The organism is Psychroflexus salinarum (assembly GCF_042677225.1).
In the GTDB taxonomy this organism is placed as follows: Bacteria; Bacteroidota; Bacteroidia; order Flavobacteriales; family Flavobacteriaceae; genus Psychroflexus; species Psychroflexus salinarum.
This window is the reverse complement of the sequence record NZ_JBHTIV010000013.1, coordinates 15712-40917: the sequence shown is the minus strand read 5'-3', so window position 1 is coordinate 40917 and position 25206 is coordinate 15712. Positions and strand designations below refer to the sequence as shown.

The 25206-nt window shown below is 34.6% G+C and carries 21 protein-coding genes; 14 read left to right on the top strand and 7 right to left on the bottom strand.

Going from position 1 to position 25206, the window contains the following annotated elements:
* Nucleotides 1–13 precede the first annotated feature (13 nt).
* Both ACFQ0R_RS10895 and ACFQ0R_RS10890 read left to right on the top strand, forming a co-directional pair.
* A complete protein-coding gene (locus ACFQ0R_RS10895) occupies nt 14–1714 on the top strand; it encodes a M23 family metallopeptidase (RefSeq protein WP_379658408.1) in 1701 nt (566 codons plus the stop codon).
* 4 nt (nt 1715–1718) lie between these two features.
* Complete coding sequence (locus ACFQ0R_RS10890) at nt 1719–4181, top strand: TonB-dependent receptor (RefSeq protein ID WP_379658587.1); 2463 nt, start codon at nt 1719–1721, stop codon at nt 4179–4181.
* Here the strand turns inward: ACFQ0R_RS10890 and ACFQ0R_RS10885 are convergent.
* Complete coding sequence (locus ACFQ0R_RS10885; protein WP_379658407.1) at nt 4167–5321, bottom strand: cysteine desulfurase family protein; 1155 nt, start codon at nt 5319–5321, stop codon at nt 4167–4169. The genes ACFQ0R_RS10890 and ACFQ0R_RS10885 overlap by 15 nt on opposite strands.
* 81 nt (nt 5322–5402) lie before the next feature.
* Between ACFQ0R_RS10885 and ACFQ0R_RS10880 the strand changes: the two genes are divergently transcribed.
* Entirely contained in the window at nt 5403–6389 is a 987-nt protein-coding gene (locus tag ACFQ0R_RS10880; RefSeq protein WP_379658406.1) for a hypothetical protein, read from the top strand.
* Here ACFQ0R_RS10880 and ACFQ0R_RS10875 read toward each other — a convergent pair whose 3' ends face one another.
* Together ACFQ0R_RS10875 and ACFQ0R_RS10870 are read right to left on the bottom strand one after the other, a co-directional pair.
* Nucleotides 6390–7817 carry an SDR family oxidoreductase gene (locus ACFQ0R_RS10875; protein ID WP_379658405.1) on the bottom strand — a complete coding sequence of 476 codons (1428 nt, stop codon included), beginning with the start codon at nt 7815–7817 and terminating at the stop codon, nt 6390–6392.
* A 3-nt stretch (nt 7818–7820) separates the two neighbouring features.
* Nucleotides 7821–8246: a hypothetical protein gene (locus ACFQ0R_RS10870; RefSeq protein ID WP_379658404.1), complete on the bottom strand. Its 426-nt coding sequence runs from the start codon at nt 8244–8246 to the stop codon at nt 7821–7823.
* Between the two features lie 90 nt (nt 8247–8336).
* Here ACFQ0R_RS10870 and argS point away from each other — a divergent pair, with 90 nt between their 5' ends.
* The gene (argS, locus tag ACFQ0R_RS10865) at nt 8337–10115 is read left to right on the top strand and encodes an arginine--tRNA ligase (protein ID WP_379658403.1); all 1779 of its coding nucleotides are present in this window, start codon (nt 8337–8339) and stop codon (nt 10113–10115) included.
* A 102-nt stretch (nt 10116–10217) separates the two neighbouring features.
* Here argS and ACFQ0R_RS10860 read toward each other — a convergent pair whose 3' ends face one another.
* Genes ACFQ0R_RS10860 through ACFQ0R_RS10850 form a run of 3 tightly spaced genes read right to left on the bottom strand, consistent with a single transcriptional unit; the run spans nt 10218 to nt 13715 of the window.
* The gene (locus ACFQ0R_RS10860; protein WP_379658402.1) at nt 10218–11759 is read right to left on the bottom strand and encodes an acyl-CoA carboxylase subunit beta; all 1542 of its coding nucleotides are present in this window, start codon (nt 11757–11759) and stop codon (nt 10218–10220) included.
* Entirely contained in the window at nt 11752–13218 is a 1467-nt protein-coding gene (gene accC, locus ACFQ0R_RS10855) for an acetyl-CoA carboxylase biotin carboxylase subunit (RefSeq protein WP_379658401.1), read from the bottom strand. The genes ACFQ0R_RS10860 and accC overlap by 8 nt, the downstream gene beginning before the upstream one ends.
* Nucleotides 13219–13229: 11 nt before the next feature.
* Entirely contained in the window at nt 13230–13715 is a 486-nt protein-coding gene (locus ACFQ0R_RS10850; protein ID WP_379658400.1) for an acetyl-CoA carboxylase biotin carboxyl carrier protein subunit, read from the bottom strand.
* Nucleotides 13716–13832: 117 nt separating this feature from the next.
* Between ACFQ0R_RS10850 and ACFQ0R_RS10845 the strand changes: the two genes are divergently transcribed.
* Genes ACFQ0R_RS10845 through ACFQ0R_RS10800 form a run of 10 tightly spaced genes read left to right on the top strand, consistent with a single transcriptional unit; the run spans nt 13833 to nt 24585 of the window.
* Nucleotides 13833–14771: a DUF302 domain-containing protein gene (locus ACFQ0R_RS10845; protein ID WP_379658399.1), complete on the top strand. Its 939-nt coding sequence runs from the start codon at nt 13833–13835 to the stop codon at nt 14769–14771.
* Nucleotides 14772–14828: 57 nt separating this feature from the next.
* Nucleotides 14829–15344, top strand: a complete 516-nt coding sequence (locus ACFQ0R_RS10840; protein WP_379658398.1) for a DUF4199 domain-containing protein — start codon at nt 14829–14831, stop codon at nt 15342–15344.
* A 7-nt stretch (nt 15345–15351) separates the two neighbouring features.
* Nucleotides 15352–16302: a glycosyltransferase family 2 protein gene (locus ACFQ0R_RS10835; protein WP_379658397.1), complete on the top strand. Its 951-nt coding sequence runs from the start codon at nt 15352–15354 to the stop codon at nt 16300–16302.
* A gap of 11 nt (nt 16303–16313) precedes the next feature.
* Complete coding sequence (locus ACFQ0R_RS10830) at nt 16314–18035, top strand: phospho-sugar mutase (protein WP_379658396.1); 1722 nt, start codon at nt 16314–16316, stop codon at nt 18033–18035.
* Nucleotides 18036–18049: 14 nt separating this feature from the next.
* A complete protein-coding gene (locus ACFQ0R_RS10825; protein ID WP_379658395.1) occupies nt 18050–19888 on the top strand; it encodes an ABC transporter ATP-binding protein in 1839 nt (612 codons plus the stop codon).
* An 8-nt stretch (nt 19889–19896) separates the two neighbouring features.
* Entirely contained in the window at nt 19897–20436 is a 540-nt protein-coding gene (locus ACFQ0R_RS10820; RefSeq protein ID WP_379658394.1) for an RNA polymerase sigma factor, read from the top strand.
* A gap of 31 nt (nt 20437–20467) precedes the next feature.
* Entirely contained in the window at nt 20468–20965 is a 498-nt protein-coding gene (locus tag ACFQ0R_RS10815; protein ID WP_379658393.1) for a hypothetical protein, read from the top strand.
* Nucleotides 20958–21404 carry a hypothetical protein gene (locus ACFQ0R_RS10810; protein WP_379658392.1) on the top strand — a complete coding sequence of 149 codons (447 nt, stop codon included), beginning with the start codon at nt 20958–20960 and terminating at the stop codon, nt 21402–21404. Before ACFQ0R_RS10815 ends, ACFQ0R_RS10810 begins: the two co-directional genes overlap by 8 nt.
* A gap of 30 nt (nt 21405–21434) precedes the next feature.
* Nucleotides 21435–22646: an RsmB/NOP family class I SAM-dependent RNA methyltransferase gene (locus ACFQ0R_RS10805; protein ID WP_379658391.1), complete on the top strand. Its 1212-nt coding sequence runs from the start codon at nt 21435–21437 to the stop codon at nt 22644–22646.
* A gap of 31 nt (nt 22647–22677) precedes the next feature.
* Nucleotides 22678–24585 carry an endonuclease gene (locus tag ACFQ0R_RS10800; RefSeq protein WP_379658390.1) on the top strand — a complete coding sequence of 636 codons (1908 nt, stop codon included), beginning with the start codon at nt 22678–22680 and terminating at the stop codon, nt 24583–24585.
* Between the two features lie 53 nt (nt 24586–24638).
* On the opposite strand, the gene ACFQ0R_RS10795 is transcribed toward ACFQ0R_RS10800, so the two are convergent.
* Complete coding sequence (locus ACFQ0R_RS10795; protein WP_379658389.1) at nt 24639–25109, bottom strand: DUF4168 domain-containing protein; 471 nt, start codon at nt 25107–25109, stop codon at nt 24639–24641.
* Nucleotides 25110–25206: the final 97 nt, after the last annotated feature.

Genomic DNA, 25206 nt, shown 5'->3' with positions numbered 1-25206 from the left:
TATAAAATCTATTATGCCCAAAATATTCTTGATTTCAGTTTTCTTATTATGCATAAATCTTACTTATGCACAGGAAGAAATCCCGAAGGATTACTTTGTGTCTCCACTCGATATTCCTTTATTACTTTCAGGAACATTTGGTGAATTAAGGTCCAATCATTTTCACGCTGGCCTAGATATTAAGACAAAAGGTGTTACTGGGCTTGCTGTGACCGCATCTGCAAAAGGATATGTGGGTAGAATTAAAATTCAGCATGGCGGATATGGTAAAGCACTTTACATATATCACCCTAATGGTTATCAAAGTGTTTACGCTCATTTAGATAATTTTTCAACAGAAATAGAAGCTCTGGTTAAAAAGGCACAGTACAACAAAGAATCTTACGAAATAGAGCTCTTCCCATCAGATAAAGAATTGGTAGTATCACAAGGAGATATTATTGGGTACAGCGGAAATTCTGGTTCCAGTGGTGGCCCACACTTACATTTTGAAATAAGAGATTTCAATTCAAAACCTATGAATCCTTTTCTTTTTGGATTTGAAGAAATAAAAGATTCAAGAGAACCACAAATATTTGCTTTGCATGCTTACCCTCTTGAAGCTAAATCTCATGTAAATGGCCATACGGATCGAGTACAGCTGAAATTGATAAAACGAAAAGATGGAGGTTATAGAACAGAACCTGTAAAGGCATTTGGTAAAATAGGTTTCGGGATCGATGCTTATGATGTTTTAGACTTAACTTATAATAAAAATGGAATTTATTCAGTAAAAACATTGCTGAATGGAAAATCGATTTTTGAAAATGTTTTCGATAAATTTTCCTTTTATGAAACCCGCTACATCAATCGTTTAATTGATTTTGAATATTATACTACAGATAAAAGAAAAATTCATAAACTTTTTGTTGAAGAAAATAATCCCCTTAGTGTTTATAAAGATGTATATCAAAGTGGCGTTATCAATATTCAGAAAGATAATTTGGACCAAAATTTTGAAATTAAAGTTTCAGACTTTAAAGGAAATATGAAATCTATATTAATTCCACTCGAAACAGATTTCAAAGAAAACCTTATCTCAAATGAAGTTAATGAAACTGAGTATTTTGTAAAAGCTAAGGCAGCAACAGTTTTTGAAGAAGGAAAAATTGATATTTACATCCCCAAAAACGCCTTATATGAGGATGCATTTTTAGAAATCAATATAGAAGGACTGAGTGTTGATTTACATACGGAAAACACACCACTCCACAAATCAATAACCATCGGATTTGATGTAAGTCAATATTCAGAAGAAGATCAAGCAAAATTATATATTGCTAAAGTTGCACCTTGGGGTAGTAAATACTATGTAAGTACTTACAAAAAGAAAGATAGGTTGACTACTAAAACAAACCAATTTGGAACATACCAGTTATTTGAGGACAATACTCCGCCTACTATCAAACCGAAAAATTTCAGAGACAATCAATGGTTATCAAACTTTAGATACCTAGAATTAGAAATTGATGATGAAGATACCGATATTGATAGCTATAGAGCTACAGTAAACGGTGAGTTTATATTAATGGAGTATGACTATAAGACTAAAACTCTTACTCACGATTTTAATGATGGTGTAATATCAGATACTAAAAACAAATTAAAAGTCGTTGTTACAGACAAAGTAGGAAATACTGCTATATTTGAGGCAAATTTCTCCAGAAAAAACTAATTCCATAAGCTTGAAATACTTCACCTTTCTTTTATTTCTTTTTAGTCTGGCTACTGTTCAATCACAGACAGCAACGGTTCAAGGAATCATCTTTGATGAAAATAAAAATACTGTTGGCTTTGCCAACGTAAGTACCTTGTCAACAGGAACGGTATCCAACAGTAATGGTTTTTATAAACTTGAGATACCTTCAAATCAAACAGTAGAATTGAAAATCTCATACGTAGGTTTTCAACCAATTACTCTCAAAATTAATCTTAAACCAAACCAAGTTGAAGAGTTAAATTTTGTACTTAAAACAAATATTGAACAAATAGGAGAAGTAGTTTTAAAAAATGAAGGAAGAGCTAGAGTTGAAGGTGTTACAACACTTACTCCAGAAACCGTTCGTAAAATTCCAGGAGCAAATGCGGGAGTTGAAAATCTTCTTAAGACACTTCCAGGCGTGAATTCAAACAATGAACTAAGCACTCAATATTCAGTAAGAGGTGGGAATTTTGATGAGAATTTGGTTTATGTCAATGATATTGAAATTTATAGACCGTTTTTAATCCGAAGTGGACAACAAGAAGGACTGAGTTTTGTAAATACTGATCTAGTCAGAAATGTTGAATTCTCTGCTGGAGGTTTTAAAGCTAGATACGGTGATAAAATGTCTTCAGTTTTGGATATTGAATATAGAAGACCCGTAAGTTTTGGAGGAAGTTTTGAAGCTAGTTTTTTGGGAGGAAGTGCTTCTGTAGAAGGAATTTCAAAAAACAAAAAGCTTTCTGCAATTGTAGGTATAAGATACCGGGACAATTCTTTATTTGTTAACTCTAAAGAAACCGAAGCAAACTTTAAGCCCCGATTTGCAGATGTTCAAACTTTTTTAACCTACCAATTCAACTCAGAATTTGAATTGAGCTTCTTGGGAAACATTGCAATTAATAGTTATAACTACGAGCCCTTCACCAGGCAAACCAACTTCGGAACCATCGATGATCCTCAGGCACTTTTAGTTTTTTATGAAGGTGAGGAAGAAGATAAATATGAAACTTATTTCGGTGCATTGAAAGCGACTTATAAGCCTAATGAAAATTATACTGGGAAATTTATAGCCTCCGCTTATCACACCAAAGAGCAGGAATATTTTGATATCCTGGCCAATTACAGACTTGGAAGTGTCAGTACAGATTTTGGAGATGGAAATCTTGGAGAAGTTGAGTTTACCGAGGGTGCTGGTTCTCAGTTTACACATGCAAGAAATAATCTTGACGCCTTAATTTTTAATGTCCAACATTTGGCAAGCCATAGAATTGATGAACATCTTATAGAATATGGAGCAAGATATACTCATGAAGATATAAGAGACCGACTGCAAGAGTATGAAGTTATTGACTCTGCTGGCTTCAGCATAAGACCACCTCTACCCGACTTTGCAAACGACCAACCTTACAATTCATTTGATGCACCAATTGAAGCTTTTCAAAGTATAAGAGCTTTAAACTCAACTAAAATTGATAGACTCACTGCATTTCTTCAATGGAGCTATAGAACAAGCCTAGGTAATTCCAAACTGTGGATGAATGCAGGATTAAGGACTCAGGCATGGCGAATTTCTGGAGAAGAAATTGAATCAAATACACAGCAAGTCTTAAGTCCACGAGCACAAATATCTCTAAAACCAGACTGGGATAAAGATATGTTATTCAGACTCTCTGGTGGCTTTTATCATCAGCCTCCTTTTTACAGGGAACTCAGAGACTCAACAGGTACAGTTATTCCTATTGTTAAAGCCCAGGAATCCATACACATTGTAGCTGGAAATGACTTTAGTTTTAAACTATGGAATAGACCTTTCAAACTTGTTACTGAAGCTTATTATAAAAAAATGAATGATGTCAACCCTTACACCATAGAAAATGTAAGAATTAGATATAGAGCCAGAAATGACGCAGAAGCTTATGCATACGGTCTGGATATGAGGCTTAACGGTGAGTTTGTCCCTGGGACAGAGAGCTGGTTTAGTTTTGGTTATTTGAAAACTGAAGAACGTCAGGGTGGTCGCGAATATATTTCAAGACCTACAGACCAAAGATTAAAGTTTGCTGCTTTGTTTCAGGATTATGTGCCTAATATTCCAAAACTGAAACTGTATCTGAATTTGGTATACAATACTGGATTACCTGGTGGTTCTCCTCAGTTTGAGGATCCTTATGATTTTCAGGGCAGATTGCCAGATTATCAACGCCTTGATGTTGGTTTTTTCTATGCTTTAAAAGAGCCAACCGATGATTTTGGAAAAAATCATTGGTTAAAAATATTCGAGAAAGTTGATGTAGGGTTTGAAGTATTCAATATGTTTGATAGATTAAATTCAATTACAAATACATTTGTAAGAGATGCGTCCTCAAGAAACCAATTTGCAATTCCTAATTACCTTAGCCCTCGGGTTTTCAATCTAAAGTTTTCAGCTCGCTTTTGAAACAGCTAAGTCCTTTAAAGTAGATGTGACAAAATCTAGTTCTTCTTTGGTGGTAAATTTAGAAAACGAAAACCGAATACCTGGATAATCCAACTTTTCACCGTAAACTTCATTCAAAACAAACGACCCTAATTGAGCTCCGCTTTGGCATGCACTTCCTTTAGAACATGCAATACCCTTTAAATCTAATTGAAATAACATCATATCAGATTCTGAAGACGACAAAGGAATACTTACATTGACTAAGGTGTAGGTGCTTTTATCTAAATCCGCAGAAAGACCATTGAATCTTACTCCAGGGATTTCTCTTTTAATTGAATTAATAAAGTGGTTCTTTAAAGCCTTAATATATTCTGCATCCTCTTTTAAATTAGCATAAGCCAATTCCATGGCCTTTTGTAAACCCACAATATTGTGTACACTTTCAGTCCCTGCTCTCAATTCACGTTCTTGAGAACCACCGTGAATTAATGGTTTGAGAAGATTTCTACTTTTCACATATAAGAATCCAACACCTTTGGGCCCATGAAATTTATGGGCGCTTACAGCGATGAAATCAACGGGTAAATCAGCTAGGTTCATTTCATAATGACCTACAGACTGTACTGTATCACTGTGGAAATAAGTGTTATACTTTTTACATAAATCTCCTACTGCTTTTAAATCAAGAATATTTCCGATTTCATTATTGATATGCATTAAAGAAACGAGTGTTTTAGTAGAATCTTCTGCTAAAAGGCTTTCTAAATGGTCCAAGTCTACAGAACCATCTTTATCTAGATTCACAAACTGTAAATCGATTTTATTTTCAGAATCTAAAAATTCAACACAGTTTAAAACTGCATGATGTTCAATCCTTGAAGAAATAATTCGTTTTACTCCAAGATCTCTTACGGCACAGGATATTGCCATATTATCTGCTTCTGTACCACCAGATGTGAATACAATATTTGCTGACTGAACATTTAATAAAGAAGCTATAGATTTTCTAGCTGTTTCTACTGCAGCTTTAGCCTTACGACCAAAAGCATGTGTTGAAGAAGGATTTCCGAAATTGGTTGCCATACTCTCATGCATTGCTGAAATAACTTTTTCATCAATTTGAGTTGTTGCTGCATTATCTAGATAAACTGTTTCCATAAAAAAAAATCTATCACAAAAATAATTCAAATTTAATTGGTATCCCCTAAGTGTTTTATATTTGAATTCGAATTTAAGATTATGAAAAGACATCTACTATTTCTAGCTATTACTTTATTTTTTCTGAGTTGTGATGATGGAGATATCATCGTTAGCGATTTTAATTTTGACTCAGATTCAGTTTTGAATCTTTGTGAATTTGAAGGTGACAATAAAGTTCTACATATTGTAACTGAGTCTAATGAAGCGATTTCTTTTACTTATGAGCAAAATATTCTTGAGAATATCGAAAATGTTATAAATCCAGGAGTTTTTTCAGTCCCTATTAATGAATCTAACCGCATAAATTATAGACGATTAGATGCCAGCGTAGAGAGTAACGAATATTTTTGTCAACAAATTCCTCCTAGCGGGCCTAATGTTCTTGAAGAGTTTGAAAGCACAAGTGGTGGTAGTGTCGAATTTACAATCACAAGAGTTTCTGGTCCAGAAGTAGATACTGATGGTGATGGTATTCCTGATGTTCAAGAAAGACAAGTTGATGATAATGGTGATTTCTTCGGAACCGTCTTTGACTTAGATACAGATAACGACGGTATCCCAAATTTTCTGGATATAGATGATGATAATGATAATGTTCCTACAAGTATAGAAAGATTGGAAAATCTAGAATTCAATAGAGTTATAAATGAAAATGGTATTATAGATACCGATGAAGATGGTATTCCTAACTACCTGGACCCAGACGATGATGGTGATGGCATAATTACTAGGTACGAAGACCTTAATGCTTTCGAAGAAGGAACTCTAAGTGATCCCGTCCTAAATCCTGAAAATAGTTTTAGTGATATTGGTATTCCAAATTACCTCGATGCTACCTCTTCTGAATCCTTAACAGTTGATTTTTACAGAGATAACGAGATATCAAGGCAATTTAACATAACCGTTGTTTTTAGTAATATCACTTTAGAAAACAATGATTCGGAAAGGACAATACGCCTAAATTCTCAAGGCTTTGGAGTTTTTCCATTTAATACTAATCAAGAGATAATTGAATTTAGAGACTAATTAAGGTTTACAAATTTGAGTCAACATCCCATTAAAGATAAAATAGTGAAAAGGTAACATCGAGTACCAGTATAACCTACCTTTCAAGCCTTTAGGTCTAAATGTAGCATTTTGGTGAACAACTCCATCTTCATCAATATAAAATTCTAACCAAGCCTCCCCTGGCACTCTCATTTCTGCAAATAGCAATAATCTTCGTTCTTCTTTATCTGCCATAAGTACGCGCCAAAAATCTAAAGAGTCTCCAATGTTGATTTTATCTGGATTCGTTCTTCCCCTCCTCAAGCCAACACCTCCAGCAAGTTTGTCTAAATAACCTCTTATTTTCCAAAGGGTATTGGCATAATACCAGCCATTTTTGCCACCTATCGCCCAAATTTTATCTAGAGCTTTTTCAGGATCATTTGCTTTCATGGATTGATTGTCATGCAAACAGCCATATTTAGGAACTTTAATGTATTTATTTAAATCTTTTTGAGAATAACGGCTACTTACCTTAGAATCCTTCCAGCTAGAAATAACTTGATTTTGTTCAATTTTCACAAAAGCCATTTCAATAGCTTCTTCATAAGTATGAGGTTCTATTTTCAAAATATCCTGTAATCTATGGTCCTTTGCAATTACATTTACACGCATACTATCCACTAAGTTTGCAGCTAATTTATATGAGGTTGAAGTCACAAAATATAACCAATAAGAAGACAGTTTTGGGGTCATTATAGGAACATTGATAATGGTGAGGTTTAAGTCTCTTACCTTAGCATAACCTTTCATCATGTCTTTATAAGAAATCACATCTGGTCCTCCAATATCGAATGAATCATTATAGGTTTCAGGTTTTCCCAAAACTCCAGTGAGAAATTTTAAAACATCACGAATACCTATAGGCTGGCATTTGGTATTAACCCATTTTGGAGTAATCATTAAAGGAAGCTTTTCGCATAAATCCCTGATAATTTCGAAAGAAGCACTTCCAGAACCTACTATAATTCCAGCTCTTATCACAGTAAGATTATAATTGCCTTTATATAAAATACTTTCTACGTTTTTCCTCGACTCTAAATGTTCAGAGAGGTTATCTTCATTGACAATACCACTTAAGAAAATGACCTGCTTTACTTTGGTATCTTCAACGTAAGCATTGAAATTCTCAGCAGTAGTTTGCTCTTTTTTAGAGAAATTAGAATTGGAACTCGTCATAGAATGTACGAGATAATAGGCAGCGTCAATATCTTTTGGAAAAAGATTGGGTTTAACCTCATCCAATAAATCGACTTCAATAATTTCAATTTTGCTTTTGGTTTCTTTATCAACAGAAAGCCTGTCTGCACTTCTTACAGCACAAACTACTTGATGCCCTTGATCCAAGAGCAATGGCAAAACTCTCATTCCTATATATCCATTTGCTCCTGTGAGAAGTATTTTCATAAACTAGTAGTTTTCAAAATCATTAGAAAAATTATCAGATTTATATTTCAAAATCTTTTTCAGAAATTCATGGTTTCGCTTTTCTTTAGCCTCAACTTTTATAAAATAATTATCCATATAAATTGAATAAACCTTAGACTGACCTTTATATAATTTTAGCTTGTAATATGGAATTATCAAGGCATAAGTTTCTAATAATGACCTAAAAGTTACAATTATGCCGTTTGGTCTCATTTCTACTCCACAGACATTTAAATTGTTATCTAAAACTAAAAGATTATAAATTTGAATGCTCGACGAATGGATGTTCAATTTTCCAGATCCAATTCCTCCCAATTTTATTCGCTCCATAAGAGTAAAAGGTTTGCCAACTTTATCGACAATTTGTTCTTTTATTTTTGGGCGGTTATATGAAATATTTAAAAGCATGGTTTTATTTGAAATATACTTAATTCCTAAGTCACATCTTGGAATACCCTCTAATTTTTAGATTATCTTTGCAACTGAAACACTATTAGCATGAACCTAGAAGCAAAGCTTTCCAAAAAGATAAGTACTTTTTTACAAGAAACTCATCAAATTGAGGTTGAATCCTTTGAATTTCAGCTCACTAGAAAAGAATTCGAAGGAGATATCACTCTCGTCGTTTTTCCACTTTTGAAACACATTAAAACCAATCCTGTTCAGTTAGGTGAACAAATTGGCGAATACCTTTCTAAATCATCAGACGAGGTTTCAAAATTTAATGTCGTAAAAGGATTTCTGAATTTGTCACTGACTGAACGTTACTTTTCAGGTTTGATTCAAACCATTAGCAAAGACAAAGATTTCGGCTTTAAAAAAGTGACTAATGAAAGCCAAAAAGTGATGGTAGAGTATTCGTCGCCAAATACCAATAAGCCACTACACCTTGGTCATGTCAGAAATAATTTATTAGGATTTTCTGTTGCAGAAATTCAAAAAGCGGCTGGAAAACAAGTTTATAAAACTCAAATAATTAACGACCGAGGCATTCATATTTGCAAAAGCATGGTGGCTTGGCAAAAGTTTGGAGACGGCGAGACACCTAAAACTTCAGGTGTAAAAGGTGATCATTTGGTTGGCAAATATTACGTTGAATTTGATAAAGCTTACAAAGCTGAAATCAAAGAGCTTATCGAAAAAGGCAAAACTGAAGAAGAAGCTAAAAAAACAGCGCCTATTTTTGTTGAAGCCCAAGACATGCTCAAAAAATGGGAAGCTGGAGATCCTGAAGTCGTAGAGCTTTGGAAAACCATGAACCAATGGGTCTACGATGGTTTTGAAATCACCTATGATAATCTGGGAGTGGATTTCGATAAAAATTATTACGAAAGTGAAACTTACCTCCTCGGTAAAGACCATATCAAAGCTGGAATTGAAAGTGGCGTTTTCTTTAAAAAAGAAGATGGTAGCGTCTGGATAGATTTATCCGATGAAGGCTTAGACGAAAAAATAGTGTTAAGATCTGATGGTACAGCTGTTTATATGACTCAAGATATTGGAACTGCTATCCAAAGGGTTGCAGATTATGACATTGACGAGATGGTCTTTACCGTTGGAAATGAACAGGATTATCATTTCAAGGTTTTATTTCTGATTTTGAAAAAGTTAGGTTTTGAGTGGGCAGATCACCTCTACCATTTAAGTTATGGAATGGTCGATTTACCAAGCGGTAAGATGAAAAGTCGTGAAGGCAATGTCGTAGATGCAGATGATTTGATTGAAGAAATGACGTCGACTGCCAAAACCATTTCACAGGAACTCGGTAAACTTGAAGGTTACGACGAAAAAGAAAGAAACGAATTATACACTATGATAGGCTTGGGCGCTTTGAAGTATTATATCTTAAAAGTCGACCCAAAAAAACGGATCTTATTTGACCCAGAAGAATCTGTAGACTTTCAGGGAAACACGGGGCCTTTTATCCAATATACTTACGCTAGAATTCAATCCATATTGAGAAAAGCAAATAAGGATATCAAAACTTTGAATTTGTCTAATTATCAATTTGACATTAAAGAAAAAGCTTTGATCAAGATTTTGAACCAATTTCCAGATATCATTCAGCAAGCTGCAGAACAGTACAGCCCTGCACTAGTGGCCAATTATGTCTATGACTTGGTCAAAGAATTTAACTCATTCTACCAAAATGTCTCCATTTTGGGAGCAGACGAATCTCAGCAAATCGAATTCAGAGTAGAACTCGCCAGACTCGTTGCTGAAGTCATTAAGAAAAGTTTTAAAGTGCTTGGTATTGATGTTCCTCAACGGATGTAGTTTTCTTAAGATAGTGCGAGCGAGACGTTCGCACCAAGCAGGATATTCAAAACAAAAAGCCTCATAAATGAGGCTTTTTTGTTGAATTCTACTTTGTATAGATTATAATGGAATATTTCCGTGCTTTCGTTTTGGACGCTGAACGTCTTTATTTTCAAGCATCGCAAAAGCTTTAATTAATTTTCTACGCGTTTCTCTCGGCATGATCACCTCATCAATAAAACCTCGCTGTGCTGCTTTAAATGGATTTGCAAAGGTTTCTGCATATTCAGCTTCTTTTTCAGACAATTTCAATTCAGAATCTTCTGCTTCCTGAATTTCTTTTCTAAAAATAATTTCAGAAGCTCCCTTAGCTCCCATCACTGCTATTTCAGCCGTAGGCCAAGCAAAATTAAGATCAGCTCCAATGTGTTTGGAATTCATCACATCATAAGCACCACCATAAGCTTTTCGTGTAATGACGGTGACTCTGGGAACAGTCGCTTCGCTTAAGGCATAAAGTAACTTGGCACCGTGCAAAATGATACCATTCCATTCTTGGTCTGTACCGGGTAAAAACCCAGGAACATCGACCAAAACAAGCAATGGAATATTGAAGGCGTCACAAAACCTGACAAATCTAGCTGCTTTTTTAGACGCATCTACGTCGAGAACGCCGGCTAAACTCATAGGTTGATTGGCTACTACTCCAACACTCCTTCCTCCTATTCTGGAAAAGCCTACAAGGATATTATCAGCATAATTTTTATGAACTTCAAAAAAGGAATCTTCATCTATGATGCCTTTAATGACTTCATGCATATCGTAGGGTTTGTTGGGACTATCTGGAATCAAAGAATCCAGATTTTCTCTAACTTCATCTTGTAAGTCAACTGGAAAATGTTCTGGAGTTTCAGTATTATTCTGTGGAATATAACTCAATAAAACTTTAATATGTTCCAAACACTCCACATCGTTAACTGAGGTAAAGTGAGTTACACCAGATTTGGTAGAATGTGTACTTGCCCCACCAAGTTCTTCAGAAGTGACTTCTTCGTTGGTAACTGTTTTCACAACATTAGGACCAGTCACAAACATATAACTGGTATTTTCAACCATAAAAGTAAAATCGGTCATAGCTGGTGAATACACTGCACCGCCAGCACAAGGTCCCATGATAGCAGAAATTTGAGGAATTACTCCTGAGGCTTGAACATTTCTGTAAAAAATATCAGCATAACCGCCAAGTGATCTGACGCCTTCCTGAATTCTAGCTCCTCCAGAATCGTTGAGTCCTATAATTGGTGCTCCTACTTTAAGGGCATGATCCATCAGTTTACAAATTTTTTCGGCATGCGTTTCAGACAATGCACCGCCGAATACAGTGAAGTCCTGTGCATAAACGTAAACCAATTTATTGTTTACCGTACCATAACCCGTGACAACGCCATCACCATAATATATTTGATCCTGCATGCCAAAGTCTGTTGTTCTGTGGGTAACGAGCGCTCCTATTTCTTCAAAAGAACCTTCATCCAACAAATAGTCTACACGCTCTCTGGCGGTAAGTTTCTTTTTTTCGTGTTGTTTATCTATTCTCTTTTGCCCTCCACCAAGTTTGGCTTTATCGAGTTTGTCTTGAAGTATCTTTATGTTTTTACTCATTGGATTTGATTTCTGATGTGACTTCTGGTAAACGTAGTTTTTTTTGATCTGCCTGATACTGCTTCATTGCCATCAATGCAGCTAAATAAGCTTCTTCCTTTACTTCTTCTTCGAGAATTTCTGGGGTGTAATATTTTTTGACAAAATGCGTATCAAAATTTCCAGATCGGAAAGCTTCATGATTAAATACAAATTTCCCGAAGGGTAAAGTCGTCGCTACGCCTTTAACTTCGTAGTGCTTAATTGCTTCCAGCATAAGTTGAATGGCCGCTTCACGATTGGCTCCATAAGTCACCAATTTTGATAACATCGGATCGTAATAAATGGGAATTTCCATGCCTTCTTCAAAACCATCATCCACGCGTATCCCTTCACCGCTTGGTTTTCTGTAGCGCTCCAGGGTTCCGACACTTGGAAGAAAGTCATCTGTTGGATCTTCAGCATAAACTCTAAGTTCTAAAGCATGTCCCTTAATTTTTAAATCCTTTTGCTCTATTTGTAAAACCTCTCCTCTTGCAATTCGGATCTGTTGCTCTACTAAATCTACTCCCGAAATTAATTCAGTTACAGGATGTTCCACTTGCAAACGCGTATTCATTTCCAAAAAGTAGAAATTCTTGTTTTCATCCATTAAGAATTCAACAGTACCAGCGCCAACATAGTCACAGGATTTTGCCACATCGATAGCAGCTTGTCCCATCTTTTCTCTTAGTTCTGGAGTTAAAATTACTGAAGGTGCTTCTTCTACAACTTTTTGATGTCTTCTCTGCACTGAACATTCGCGTTCAAATAGATGCAAAACGTTTCCGTGCGTATCTGCTAACACCTGAATTTCGATATGTCTGGGCGAACCCACATATTTTTCAATAAAAACAGCTCCATTTCCAAAAGCGGATTCAGCTTCACTGATAGCACGTTTCATTTGTTCTTCAAGCTTTTTTTCTTCTTCTACAACACGCATCCCTTTACCTCCACCGCCAGCAGAAGCTTTAATCAGAATTGGATAGCCTATTTCTTTAGCGATTTTTTTGGCTTTTTCGGTATCTGTAATAGCTTCATCTATCCCCGGTACCATAGGTATATTATAGGTTTTCACCGTTTCTTTAGCTGAAAGCTTATCTCCCATAATTCGTATGGCATGGGATTTTGGACCTATAAATGTGAGTCCGTTCTTCTCTACTTTCTCTGCAAAATCTGCATTCTCACTTAAAAAACCATAACCTGGATGAATTCCATCTACTTGGTGAGATTTTGCGATTTCAATAATTTTATCTCCCAGTAAATAAGATTGATTGGAAGGTGCTGGACCTACGCAAATCGCTTCATCTGCAAACCTTACATGAGGAGCATTCCTATCGGCTTCAGAAAAAATAGCAACAGTTTTGATGCCCATTTGCTTAATGGTTTTCATCACTCTCAAAGCTATTTCACCTCTATTTGCAACTAATATTTTTTTCATTTTGATGTAATTTATTCCATTTCGATTAAAACTTCGTTTTTACTTACAGTCTTTCCTTTTTCCACATTGATGGATTTTATAACTGCATCTCTTGGAGCTATTATAGTATTTTCCATTTTCATAGCTTCCAAAACCAATAAACTATCACCTTCTTTCACTTCTTGACCTACTTTGACCGAAACATCCAAAATCATCCCAGGCATGGGTGCTTTTATTTCATTGATGACTTGGTTGGCAGATAAAGAAAGCCCCATATCCTTAATAAGTACATCTAGCTTGTTTGAAATCTGAACTTGATAAAGATTGGAATTAATTTTAACCGTATAGGTTCTGTTCAAAAAGTCGGATGCGACTATTTCTGAAGTCACTGACTTATCGTTTACTAGCAAATGATGTGCTCCAGAAGAGGTTTTCTGAATGTCTAAGTTTTGAATTTGATCTTGTTCAAATTCAAACTCATGCACCTCATTTACTTTAGCTTTTAGCAAATGTTTCATTATTTTCAAGTTTGAGGGTAAATATAAAAGAATTTAAAAGCAACTGCTTTATATAATCAATCAAATCGAAGATGTAATAGTTTCTATTTTGGTAGCTTTGTTCAAAATAAAAAAATCATGCCCCACATATTCAAATTTATATTACCAGTTATTCTATTTAGTATTATAATTTCCTGTAAAAACAATTCAGAAAAAAAGGATATTTCAAAGATTGATGAACAAATTTCACCTGGATTGATTTATACTAAAACAGATGACTTAAAAGAAGCAATAGAGAATTTTAATTCTTATGTAAACACAGATAGAACTTTAGAAATTTCTACAGAAATAGATCACGTTCAAAATGCAAAAAATGTTGACCTTAAATTAGATTTCAATCAAGTCTTTTTTATTGACAATCCAAGATATAGTGTCCCCTTAATTGAGGAAAACCCATTGATGGCCTTGGAATTTCCGATCAGGATAGGCTTTTACAATATCGATGGTGAGAAATTTATTGTAGCAAGAAGTGAAGATTATTTTTTAAAACGCTACAGACTAACTAAAAGTGCTGCTTTAAGGAGTATTGGTGCTCTTTCAGAGACATTTTTAAAACAAAGCTCTAAAGCAGCTTATACTCAAAACTCTCCAATAGATTCTTTAGAAAATTCAGGTATCTTAACTTTAAAAAGTTCAAAAAACTATAAAGAATCAATTAATTCTATTGAGGAAATGATCGAGAAAAATGACGATTTATCTCTTTTTGAATCCAAAAACTTTTCAAAAGATGCTAAAGGAATTGGAGCTGAATTAAAGCCCTTACACTTATTTATATTTGGAAATCCGAAGGTAGGCACTAAACTTATGCAGCAAAATTCTAATTTTTCAATAGACCTCCCTCTGAAAGTACTTGTAGAAGAAAGTGAAGATGGCAAAGTCTTAGTCCATTTTCAAGATTTGTCTTTTACAGCTAAATTACATGGTGAAAAGTTTGAAAATAATCTACCTGATAAAATCACAAAAAACTTATTAGAAATGCTGTCTAAAACTGTTTCTAACGAAATAGAAAGTAACTAAATCTATAAATTAATAATATACGCTATTGCGTATATTTGCTTATTATAAAAAATTTCCATGCAAAAAGAAGATCTTCAAGTAAAACCTTATGCCATTAATTATGGTGTTATTTTTGGCGCCTACTCTATTCTTATGTTGGTTTTGCTTTATGCATTCAATTATGAGACTAACACCTTTATTTCAATTTTCAATTTCATTATTACAGTAGCAATTGTTTGGTATGCAATTCATATTTATAAAATTGATAATGGAGGGAAACTTGACCTTACTACAGCTATTAAAATAGGATTGGCTATAGGGGTAATAGGTGGATTAATATACGGTTTCTACACCTATATCCATTATGAACTTGTTCAGCCAGAATATATTACTGAAATGAAATCGAGCATGGAGGCAGAGATGGAAGCTCAAATCCAGCAACAACAAATGGGTGAAGAGGAAGCAAAAATGACTAGAAACATGTCTGGTGTTTTCGCATCTCCTTTTGTTTTGGGGACAATTGGTTTACTTTCAATTATTTTCAAAACCTTTCTTGTAGGACTCATTGTAGGAATGATAAAACGAAACAATTGATAGATGTATGGATTTATCGATAGTAATTCCCCTTCTTAATGAATCTGAATCCTTAAAAGAACTTCATCGCTGGATTAGAGAAGTGATGCATAAGCATGGTTTTGAGTATGAAATCATCTTCATCAACGATGGCAGTACAGATAAATCCTGGGAGATCATAAAAACTCTTTCTTCTGAATTTGATACCGTTAAGGGAATTAATTTCAAGACAAATTACGGTAAATCTCAGGCACTTCATGCAGGCTTTCTAGAAACTAAAGGAGATGTTGTTATTACTATGGATGCAGATCTACAGGATAACCCAGAAGAAATTCCTGAATTGTATGATCTGATTGTGAGAGAAGACTATGATTTAATCTCTGGATGGAAAAAGAAAAGATACGATTCGGTAATCTTTAAAAACCTCCCTTCCAAACTTTTCAATAAAGCTGCCAGATGGACGTCTGGTTTAAAACTCCATGATTTTAATTGTGGCCTCAAAGCATACAAAAATGTAGTTGTAAAGCATATTGACGTTAACGGAGAAATGCACCGCTATATCCCAGTCTTAGCAAAACAAGCTGGTTTCACCAAAATTGGTGAAAAAGTTGTTCAGCATCAAGCTAGAAAATATGGTAAAACCAAATTTGGCGCAGAACGCTTTATCAATGGATTTCTGGATCTGGTAACTTTATGGTTTTTTTCAAAATTCGGAAAAAGACCAATGCACTTCTTTGGAGCCATTGGTGTTTTGATGTTTTTTATTGGATTTCTATCAGCGATATGGATAGGAGCCTCAAAACTATATAAACTTTGGAATGGATTACCTAATATTCTTGTAGTAGATAATCCCTGGTTTTACATAGCTTTGTCAGCCATGATTATTGGTGTACAAATGTTTTTAGCCGGATTTTTAGGTGAATTATTTCTTAAAACAAAACATCAACAAAAACGATATTTAATTTCAGAAAAAATATAAATCAGAAGATTATGAGTAATATTTTAGATAAAGCAAAAGCTTGGTTAACCAGCACTTTTGATTCGGACACAGTTAAGGACGTGCGTAAACTTATAGATACAGATCAAAAACTTCTGGAAGAAAGTTTTTTTCAAAATCTAGATTTTGGAACTGGCGGAATGCGAGGTATAATGGGTGTTGGTACCAATAGAATCAATAAATATACCTTAGGAAAAAACACCCAAGGGATTTCTAATTACATGAAATCTGTTTTTCCTAACGAAAAATTGAAAGTCGTCATAGCCTATGATTGTAGACGTAATAGTAAAACATTTGCTCATCACGTAGCTGATGTTTTCTCTGCTAATGGTATTCAAGTCTATATTTTTCCAGAATTAAGGCCTACGCCGCTTCTTTCCTACTCCGTAAGACATTTAGGCTGCCAGTGTGGAATAATGCTGACTGCAAGTCACAATCCTCCAGAATATAATGGTTACAAAGTCTATTGGAAAGATGGAGGACAGCTTGTTCCTCCACAGGATAAGGAGATTATTTCTGAAATAAATGCTTTAGAATTTACGGATATCAATTTCAATAGAAATTCAGAATTAATTGAAGAATTGGATGATTCTGTTGAAAATACCTATCTAGAAAAAGCTGCAAATAATGTCGATTTCAATTTATCTGAGGATGCAAAAAAAGCATTGAATGTAACCTTCACTTCCCTGCATGGGACTTCCATCACTACAGTACCAAAGTTACTTGAAAAAGCAGGTTATAAAAACCTGCAGTTGGTAGATGCTCAGGCTGAACCAGATCCTGAATTCTCTACTGTTAAATCTCCAAATCCTGAAGAGCCTGAAGCTTTGGAAATGGCAATCGAGCTTGCAAATAAGCAAAAAAGCGATTTAGCCATTGGAACAGATCCCGATGGAGATAGGCTTGGTATCGCAGTGAGAAACAAAGAAGGTAAACTTGTTTTGCTCAATGGTAATCAGACCATGGTCCTTATGACTTGGTATTTACTGGATAAGATGAAGCAAAATGATAACCTGAAAGATTCGCATTTCATTGCTTCTACTATTGTTTCCACTCCACTTATGAAAGTACTTACGGAAGCTTATGGTGTGAAATACATGGAGAGTCTTACTGGGTTCAAATGGATTGCAAAACTTATAAAAGATAATCCAGAGCTAGATTACATCGGTGGTGGAGAAGAAAGCTTCGGCTATATGGTTGGTGATTTTGTGAGAGACAAAGATGCCAATACGGCAATTCTGCTGGTCTGTGAGATGGCTGCAGATCTGAAATCACAAGGAACATCAGTTTATGAACAGCTCATTAAAATTTACAAAGACCACGGCTTCTTTAAAGAAGATTTAGTTTCTCTTGTTAAACGTGGGCTAGAAGGAGCTGAGGAAATAAAAGCTAAGATGGTAGAATTGAGAAACAATCCTCCCAAAGAAATCGCTGGTGAGCAAGTTGTACTCATAGAAGATTACTCAACTTCTGAGGCTAAGAATATACAGTCTCATGAAACTCACACTTTAGATATTCCACAGTCAAATGTTCTCATTTATTATACTGAAAACGGAACAAAGGTAGCAGCCAGACCCAGTGGGACCGAACCTAAAATTAAATTCTACATCAGTGTCAATTCTACCTTGGAAACAGTTGATGATTTTGAAAGTGTAGATGAGAAATTAAATACAAAAATCGATAAGATCAAGTCCGATCTTGGCCTTACGGAGTAGAAGAATATCAGCTAATGACTTATTTTAAAAAAATACTTCGCTTTGCGAAACCTTACAAAAGATATGCGATACTTAACATTATCGCCAATGCTTTTTATGCCCTTTTTAGTGCCTTATCCTTTATAGCCCTTATCCCTATGCTGGATGTGCTTTTTAAAGGAAAAGACGAATGTGGAGAAATTAAAGAAATAAAAGCACCAGTTTACACAGGTATATCGTCTGCCAAAGACTATTTTAAGGATTATATGTCTTTTCAGGTCAATGAGTTTGCTCAGGATGATGCTTCTATAGCTTTGGTTTTGGTCATCAGTTTAGTCATCATTTTATTTTTCCTTAAAAATATCTCCAACTACATCGCGATGTACTTCATCACCTTTTTAAGAAACGGAGTGTTGAAAGACTTAAGAAATGCATTGTATAAAAAAACAATAGAATTGCCACTTTCTCATTATTCTGAAAAGCGAAAAGGTGATACTATTGCCAGGATAACCAGTGATGTTTTGGAAATACAGCACTCGTTTTTATCCATTTTAGAATTGATTGTAAGAGAGCCACTTACCATCTTATTCACCTTAGGTGCTATGCTTGTCATAAGCTGGGAGCTAACCATTTTTGTTTTCATTTTTATTCCGATTTCAGGATTTATCATATCACTGATCGGAAAATCACTGAAAAGAAAATCGGATAAAGTCCAGGAAGAACAAGGTCAGTTTTTATCCATTTTGGAAGAAACCCTAGGAGGATTGAAAATCATCAAGGGGTTTAATGCGGAATCTATTTTCTATTTAAAGTTCAAGGCTTCTACCCAAAACTTTTATGACTTTTCAAATAAATTATTGAATCGTCAAAACCTGGCCTCGCCTGCCAGTGAATTTCTTGGAATTACCGTTATTGCTGTATTACTATGGTATGGAGGCCGAATGGTCTTGATCGATGGAACTTTGGATGGAAGTACATTCATCGTCTACATGGGTTTAGCTTATAACATCCTGACTCCTGCTAAAGGGATATCCAAAGCATCTTATAATGTCAAAAAAGGAAATGCAGCAGCAGAGCGTGTTTTACAAATTCTTGAAACCGAAAATAAAATTAAGGACGAGAAAGATGCTATAACTAAAGAAGAGTTTACTTCAGAATTGACTTTAGAGAATGTATCCTTCAGATATGAAAAAGAATACGTACTCAAAAATTTCAGCGCAACTGTAAAAAAAGGAAAAACCATTGCATTGGTTGGACAATCTGGAAGTGGTAAATCTACAATTGCAAATTTGGTGACCAGATTTTATGATTTGGATGAAGGTGAAATTAAGATTGATGGAATTAATATCAAAAAAATAAAACAAAAATCTTTAAGAGATTTGATGGGGCTGGTCACTCAAGACTCCATATTATTTAATGACACCATCAAAGAGAACCTAAAAATTGGAAAGCCAGATGCAACAGACAAAGAATTGACTGATGCCCTTAAGATTGCTAATGCCTACGAATTTGTATATGCGTTTCCTAAAGGAATTGATACCAACATAGGAGATAGTGGTGGAAAATTGAGTGGTGGACAAAAGCAAAGAATTTCTATTGCACGTGCTGTACTTAAAAACCCTCCGCTTATGATATTGGATGAAGCTACTTCTGCTCTGGATACAGAAAGTGAGCAACTTGTTCAAAATGCCTTGGAAAATATGATGCAGAACAGAACCTCTATTGTTATTGCACATCGACTTTCAACTATTAAAAATGCAGATACTATTTTAGTTTTACACCAAGGAGAAATTGTAGAACAAGGGAAACATGACGAATTGATGACTAGCGATGGAGTTTACAGAAAGTTAGTTAGCATGCAATCCTTCGAATAAATACTGGCTTGAAAGAACAAGAAATCATTGAGAACTTACAAAAAGGCATCAAAACAGATGAAGCCTTTCAAGCGCTTATAACTGAGCATAAAGTAAGACTCTATTGGCACATAAGAACAATAGTAAAAATGCATGAAGATGCAGATGATGTTTTGCAAAACACTTTCATAAAGGTTTTTAGAAACATCAAATCTTTCAAAGGTGATAGTAAGCTTTTCAGTTGGATGTATAGAATAGCAACCAATGAATCAATTACTTTTTTGAACAAGAAGGCTAAAAAAATGAAACTTTCAGACCAGGAGCTTAACGACTATCTTTTAGATTCATTAGAAAGTGATGTATATTTTGAAGGCGATAAAATTCAAATTCAATTACAAAAAGCTATTGAAGCTTTACCTCAACAACAAAAAATTGTATTTAATATGCGATACTTTGAAGAAATACCCTATGAAGAAATGTCAGAAATATTAAATTCTAGTGTTGGTGCTTTAAAATCTAACTATCACCACGCCAGAAAGAAAGTAGAAAAGTTTTTGAAAGACGATTAAACCTTTAAATAGAAATAGAGTCTAAAAAGTAATGGCACAAAAGCACAACATACATGATAAAAATTCTGGATTTAAAGTTCCTGAAGATTACTTCAGTTCTTTAGAGAATTTATTATTGAATAAAATCAAATCAAAATCTTTCACTGAAAAATCTGGTTTTAAAACACCTGATGACTATTTCACAAATTTTGATATAAAAACGCCTTCAAAAGAAAAATCAGCTAAGGTTATACAACTAAGGGATTGGAGTAAATGGGTGGTTGCTGCATCAATCGTTGCATTTGCAGTCATTGGTGCTTTATACATTGATAAAATAAGCCCAAATCAAAATATACAATTTTCCGATCTCGATAATGATATGATAGAAAGGTATCTTGATAATCACTTAGAAACTCCGGAAGAATTTATCGATTATGATAATACTTCTGTAGAGAATCTAGTAAATGAAAATATTATAAAACTCGATGATCAAGAAATTATTGAGTATTTGAATAACAAATTTGAAGACCAAGACTTTGATAATGAATAAAAAATATTTACTTATAGTTTTTTTCACTTTGATATGCAGTTTTTATGGAAACTCGCAGAACACTGAGAGTGAGAAAATAGAGCAATTAAAAATTGCCTTCTTTACAGAAGAACTTAACCTTTCAACTAATGAAGCTAAACGCTTTTGGCCTGTTTATACTAAGCATAATGCTAAGTATGAAGAACTTAGGTCAACAGAGTGGTCAAATATAAAATCTCGATTAAATAACATAAAAAATTTGAGCCAAGAAGAGTCAGATAAACTTCTAAAGGATTACATGGCTTACAAAAAAACCCGGGTCGAATACAGAGAGGATTTTGTAACTAATTTGAAAGAAGTGATTTCTTCTAAACAAATCATGATGCTGAAAAAAGCTGAATACGACTTTCATAAAAAACTTTTGAAACAATACCAATCTGATAAGTCTTCTAAGAAGTAAATATCTATTTTTGCAGATTAAATCATAATCATGCGCTTACATAGAAATTTAATTTTCGCCGTCATAGACACACTACACCTTATTTTTAACGAAGGCAAATACGCCGACAAGGAAATATCAAATACTTTAAAACGCGATAAACGCTGGGGCTCCAGAGACAGAGGCTTTATTGCAGAAACAACTTATGACATCGTGAGGTGGAAAAGACTGTATTCTGAAATTGCCAATGTAAACGCTCCTTATTCTAGACCCAATTTATTTCGCTTATTTACAGTTTGGGCAACCCTGAAAGGAATAGAAATTCCTGACTGGAAGCAATTTGAAGATACTCCAACCAGACGAATTAAAGGGAGATTTGATGAATTGTCTAAAATCACAAAATATGCTGAATCTATTCCAGATTGGCTGGATGAACTAGGCAGAAAAGAATTAGGCAAGCTTTGGGAGGATGAAATTAAAGCTTTGAATGAACAAGCTAAAGTCATTCTAAGAACTAATACTTTAAAGACTACACCTAAAAAACTACAACTTATTTTGGATGAGGAATTTATTCCTACCAAGATGATAAAAGGTTATCCTGAAGCTTTAGAACTATATGAACGTGCAGATGTGTTCAAAACAGACGCATTCAAAAAAGGACTTTTCGAAGTTCAGGATGGATCTTCACAAAAGGTGGCTCACGCGCTTAAACTTGAACCAGGAATGCGAGTTGTAGATGCTTGTGCTGGTGCTGGCGGAAAATCTCTTCACATAGCTGCATTGATGGAAAACAAAGGGCAAATTATAGCCATGGACATTTATGCCAACAAATTGAAAGAATTAAAGCGTAGAGCTAAAAGAGCTGGTGCACACAACCTGGAAACACGTGTTATAGATTCTACCAAGGTCATCAAAAAGCTACACGACTCTGCAGATCGCGTTCTTATAGATGCACCGTGTACAGGGCTTGGTGTTTTACGCCGAAATCCAGATGCAAAATGGAAATTGACTCCAGAATTTCTTGTCGAAATAAGGAAGAAACAACAGGATTTACTTCAAGATTACAGTAAGATGGTAAAGCCAGGGGGTATTTTGGTTTATGCAACATGTTCGATTTTACCTTCTGAAAACCAGATGCAAGTTCAAGAATTTTTAAATTCTGAAGCAGGAAATCTATTTCAACTTAATAAAGATGAAAAGATTCTCGCACATAAATCTGGTTTTGACGGATTCTATTACGCTGTATTGCAAAAGACCAATTAAATAAATCTAGCTTTAAAAATTCTTTTTTGTAATGAAAAGATACTTACTTCTTCTTTTTGTTTTTAATTTATGCTATGCACAGTCTCCAGAAGGCTACTACAGCACAACAGAAGGTCTTAGTGGTTACCAATTAAAAACTGCTTTAAAAATTATTATCGATGATATAAATGATGGTAATGGCCAACCATTTCATCAGGATCAAGGATATGGGAGTTTATACATTGCTTATGCTTCAGAAAATAGTGGTGATACCGATGACTATTTTGAAAACGATGGAAGCCTTTTAGATATGTACTCTGAAGTTACCGATGGTAGTGAAGCTTATAATTATGAGCATTTTCAGAATCAGTGTGGAAACTACAGTAATGAAGGGGATTGCTATAATCGCGAACATTTGGTACCACAGTCCACATTCAATAGCGCATCACCTATGAAAAATGATTATTTTCACGTGGTGCCTTCAGATGGTTATGTGAATGGCGCTAGAGGAAGCTATCCTTTCGGAGAAGTTAATAATCCTACTTATATTTCAAGTAATGGCTCCAAACGTGGACCAAATGTATTTCCTGGCTATTCGGGAACTGTGTTTGAACCTATAGATGAATTCAAAGGAGATATTGCTAGAGCTGTTCTTTATTTCGCCATCCGCTATGAAGATGAATTTAATAGCAGTTGGAAAACAAATGAAGTTCTCGCAAATAATCCACAAGACTTTTTTGTAAGCTGGTATATTGATCTCTTGTTATCGTGGCATAATAACGATCCAGTGAGTCAGAGAGAAATCGACAGAAATAATAATGGTTTTCAATTTCAAGGCAATAGAAATCCGTTAATAGATAACCCTGACTTTGCTACTAGAATTTGGGAAGATTTTACGGATAATGAACCCCCAAGCCAACCATCAAATTTACAAGCGGATGTAATAACTAACTCTAGCGCTAACCTTAGCTGGGGTCCTTCTCAAGACAATATAGGTGTAGATAAGTATATTATTGAACAAGACAACGTTATCATTGGACAGGTCTCGTCTTCAAACACTAGTTATAATGTAACTGGTCTTTCACCAGAAAGACTCTATAATTTTAGGGTTTATGCCATTGATAGAAGCGGTAATCTTTCTGAACCTAGTGAGAATTTAGAAGTTGTTACTTTAGCTAATTCTAATATCCTACTTTGGGAAGATTTTGAAAATTGCAATACTGTATCAAACAATTTGACGCCTATAAGCGAGCTAAGTAACCTCAATTGGGAATGTCAAACGAGTTATGGAAAAAACAATACTCAATCTTATCGGATGAATGCCTATGAAAATGGTCAACAAGTCCCTAGCAAAGATTGGTTAATTACTTCCGATAAAATAAACTTTGAAAACCATCAAGTAGAAAAAATCAGTTTTTGGGCGTCTGCAAGTTTTGGAAATACCAAACTCCAACTTTTGTACTCTTCATCTTATGACGGAAATGGAAATCCGTCAAATTTTAATTGGCAAGAAGTTCCAAATATTAACATCCCTCTTCATCCACAAGGCAATGATGATCTTTTTGTATACGAAGTAAATACAATTGATATTTCAGAAATTAGTGGAGAAGTTTACATTGCTTTCAAATATGATACAACAAACGGGGAAGATGCAACAAGATGGACAATTGATAATTTATTGATAGAAGGTGAACAACTTTTGTCAAATTATACTTTCAAAAACAGACTCGAAGTTCTTTTGTATCCTAACCCTTCAAAAAACTATAAGATTCAATTAGATTTTAATAAGAGTGGACTTAAAACTATAGAAATATATGATCTGTCTGGAAAAATTCTGTTAATGAGGAGAACACATCTAAAAAATTATGTCGAGAATTTAAGTCAGTTTCAAAGTGGAACTTATTTAGTAAGAATTAAACATGAAGGAAACTCTCTTGTAAGGCGATTAGTTTTAAAATAAAAAAGGCCAGTATAAAATACTGACCTTTTTGGATAATTTAATAAAAAGAAAAATTAGTTTTTCTTCATTGGATTATTTCCTGTTTGCTGCTTCATCATCATTGCCTGAAGTTTTTGTTGTAATTCTGGATTTTGTTGAACCAGAGCACCAATGGCTTGAAATTGCTCCATTGTTAATCCTTTCTCCTTAATCTTATTCTCCATTTCTTTCTGAGAAGCCTTTTGGATTTCCTGGATAACTACCATGGCAGCTCCTTGCTTTTCTATTTCCTCTTCAGTTGCTTCCACTTCCTTTTTAGGATCCATTTCTGCTTCATAAATTTCATTGAAGCGCTCTGGAGTTAAACCTTCTTTTTCTATAGCAACAATCATTTCTTGTTGTATTGCTTGATTGGACATTTGAACACTTTGGTAAGCTTCTGCAAACTTCTGTAATTGAGCGTCAGTTACTTCTCCTTCGGTTTGAGCTGTAGCGGCAAACAAAGTAAATAGGAATAAGCCGAATGTTGAAATTACTTTTTTCATGATTTTAATTTTAATTTCGTTTTTATGAACAACAATTATATGGAATTTAAATAGCTGTCAAAAAAATATGACAGGAATAATGACAGGTTTAACTTTC

Excerpts from the sequence above, each read along its gene's own strand:
- argS (WP_379658403.1), top strand. The coding sequence starts at position 8,337 with ATGAACCTAGAAGCAAAGCTTTCCAAAAAGATAAGTACTTTTTTACAA.
- ACFQ0R_RS10875 (WP_379658405.1), bottom strand. The coding sequence starts at position 7,817 with ATGAAAATACTTCTCACAGGAGCAAATGGATATATAGGAATGAGAGTT.
- ACFQ0R_RS10880 (WP_379658406.1), top strand. The coding sequence starts at position 5,403 with ATGAAAAGACATCTACTATTTCTAGCTATTACTTTATTTTTTCTGAGT.
- ACFQ0R_RS10845 (WP_379658399.1), top strand. The coding sequence starts at position 13,833 with ATGCCCCACATATTCAAATTTATATTACCAGTTATTCTATTTAGTATT.
- ACFQ0R_RS10870 (WP_379658404.1), bottom strand. The coding sequence starts at position 8,246 with ATGCTTTTAAATATTTCATATAACCGCCCAAAAATAAAAGAACAAATT.
- ACFQ0R_RS10830 (WP_379658396.1), top strand. The coding sequence starts at position 16,314 with ATGAGTAATATTTTAGATAAAGCAAAAGCTTGGTTAACCAGCACTTTT.
- ACFQ0R_RS10805 (WP_379658391.1), top strand. The coding sequence starts at position 21,435 with ATGCGCTTACATAGAAATTTAATTTTCGCCGTCATAGACACACTACAC.
- ACFQ0R_RS10800 (WP_379658390.1), top strand. The coding sequence starts at position 22,678 with ATGAAAAGATACTTACTTCTTCTTTTTGTTTTTAATTTATGCTATGCA.
- ACFQ0R_RS10850 (WP_379658400.1), bottom strand. The coding sequence starts at position 13,715 with ATGAAACATTTGCTAAAAGCTAAAGTAAATGAGGTGCATGAGTTTGAA.
- ACFQ0R_RS10860 (WP_379658402.1), bottom strand. The coding sequence starts at position 11,759 with ATGAGTAAAAACATAAAGATACTTCAAGACAAACTCGATAAAGCCAAA.
- accC (WP_379658401.1), bottom strand. The coding sequence starts at position 13,218 with ATGAAAAAAATATTAGTTGCAAATAGAGGTGAAATAGCTTTGAGAGTG.
- ACFQ0R_RS10810 (WP_379658392.1), top strand. The coding sequence starts at position 20,958 with ATGAATAAAAAATATTTACTTATAGTTTTTTTCACTTTGATATGCAGT.
- ACFQ0R_RS10895 (WP_379658408.1), top strand. The coding sequence starts at position 14 with ATGCCCAAAATATTCTTGATTTCAGTTTTCTTATTATGCATAAATCTT.
- ACFQ0R_RS10885 (WP_379658407.1), bottom strand. The coding sequence starts at position 5,321 with ATGGAAACAGTTTATCTAGATAATGCAGCAACAACTCAAATTGATGAA.
- ACFQ0R_RS10815 (WP_379658393.1), top strand. The coding sequence starts at position 20,468 with ATGGCACAAAAGCACAACATACATGATAAAAATTCTGGATTTAAAGTT.
- ACFQ0R_RS10840 (WP_379658398.1), top strand. The coding sequence starts at position 14,829 with ATGCAAAAAGAAGATCTTCAAGTAAAACCTTATGCCATTAATTATGGT.
- ACFQ0R_RS10825 (WP_379658395.1), top strand. The coding sequence starts at position 18,050 with ATGACTTATTTTAAAAAAATACTTCGCTTTGCGAAACCTTACAAAAGA.
- ACFQ0R_RS10835 (WP_379658397.1), top strand. The coding sequence starts at position 15,352 with ATGGATTTATCGATAGTAATTCCCCTTCTTAATGAATCTGAATCCTTA.
- ACFQ0R_RS10795 (WP_379658389.1), bottom strand. The coding sequence starts at position 25,109 with ATGAAAAAAGTAATTTCAACATTCGGCTTATTCCTATTTACTTTGTTT.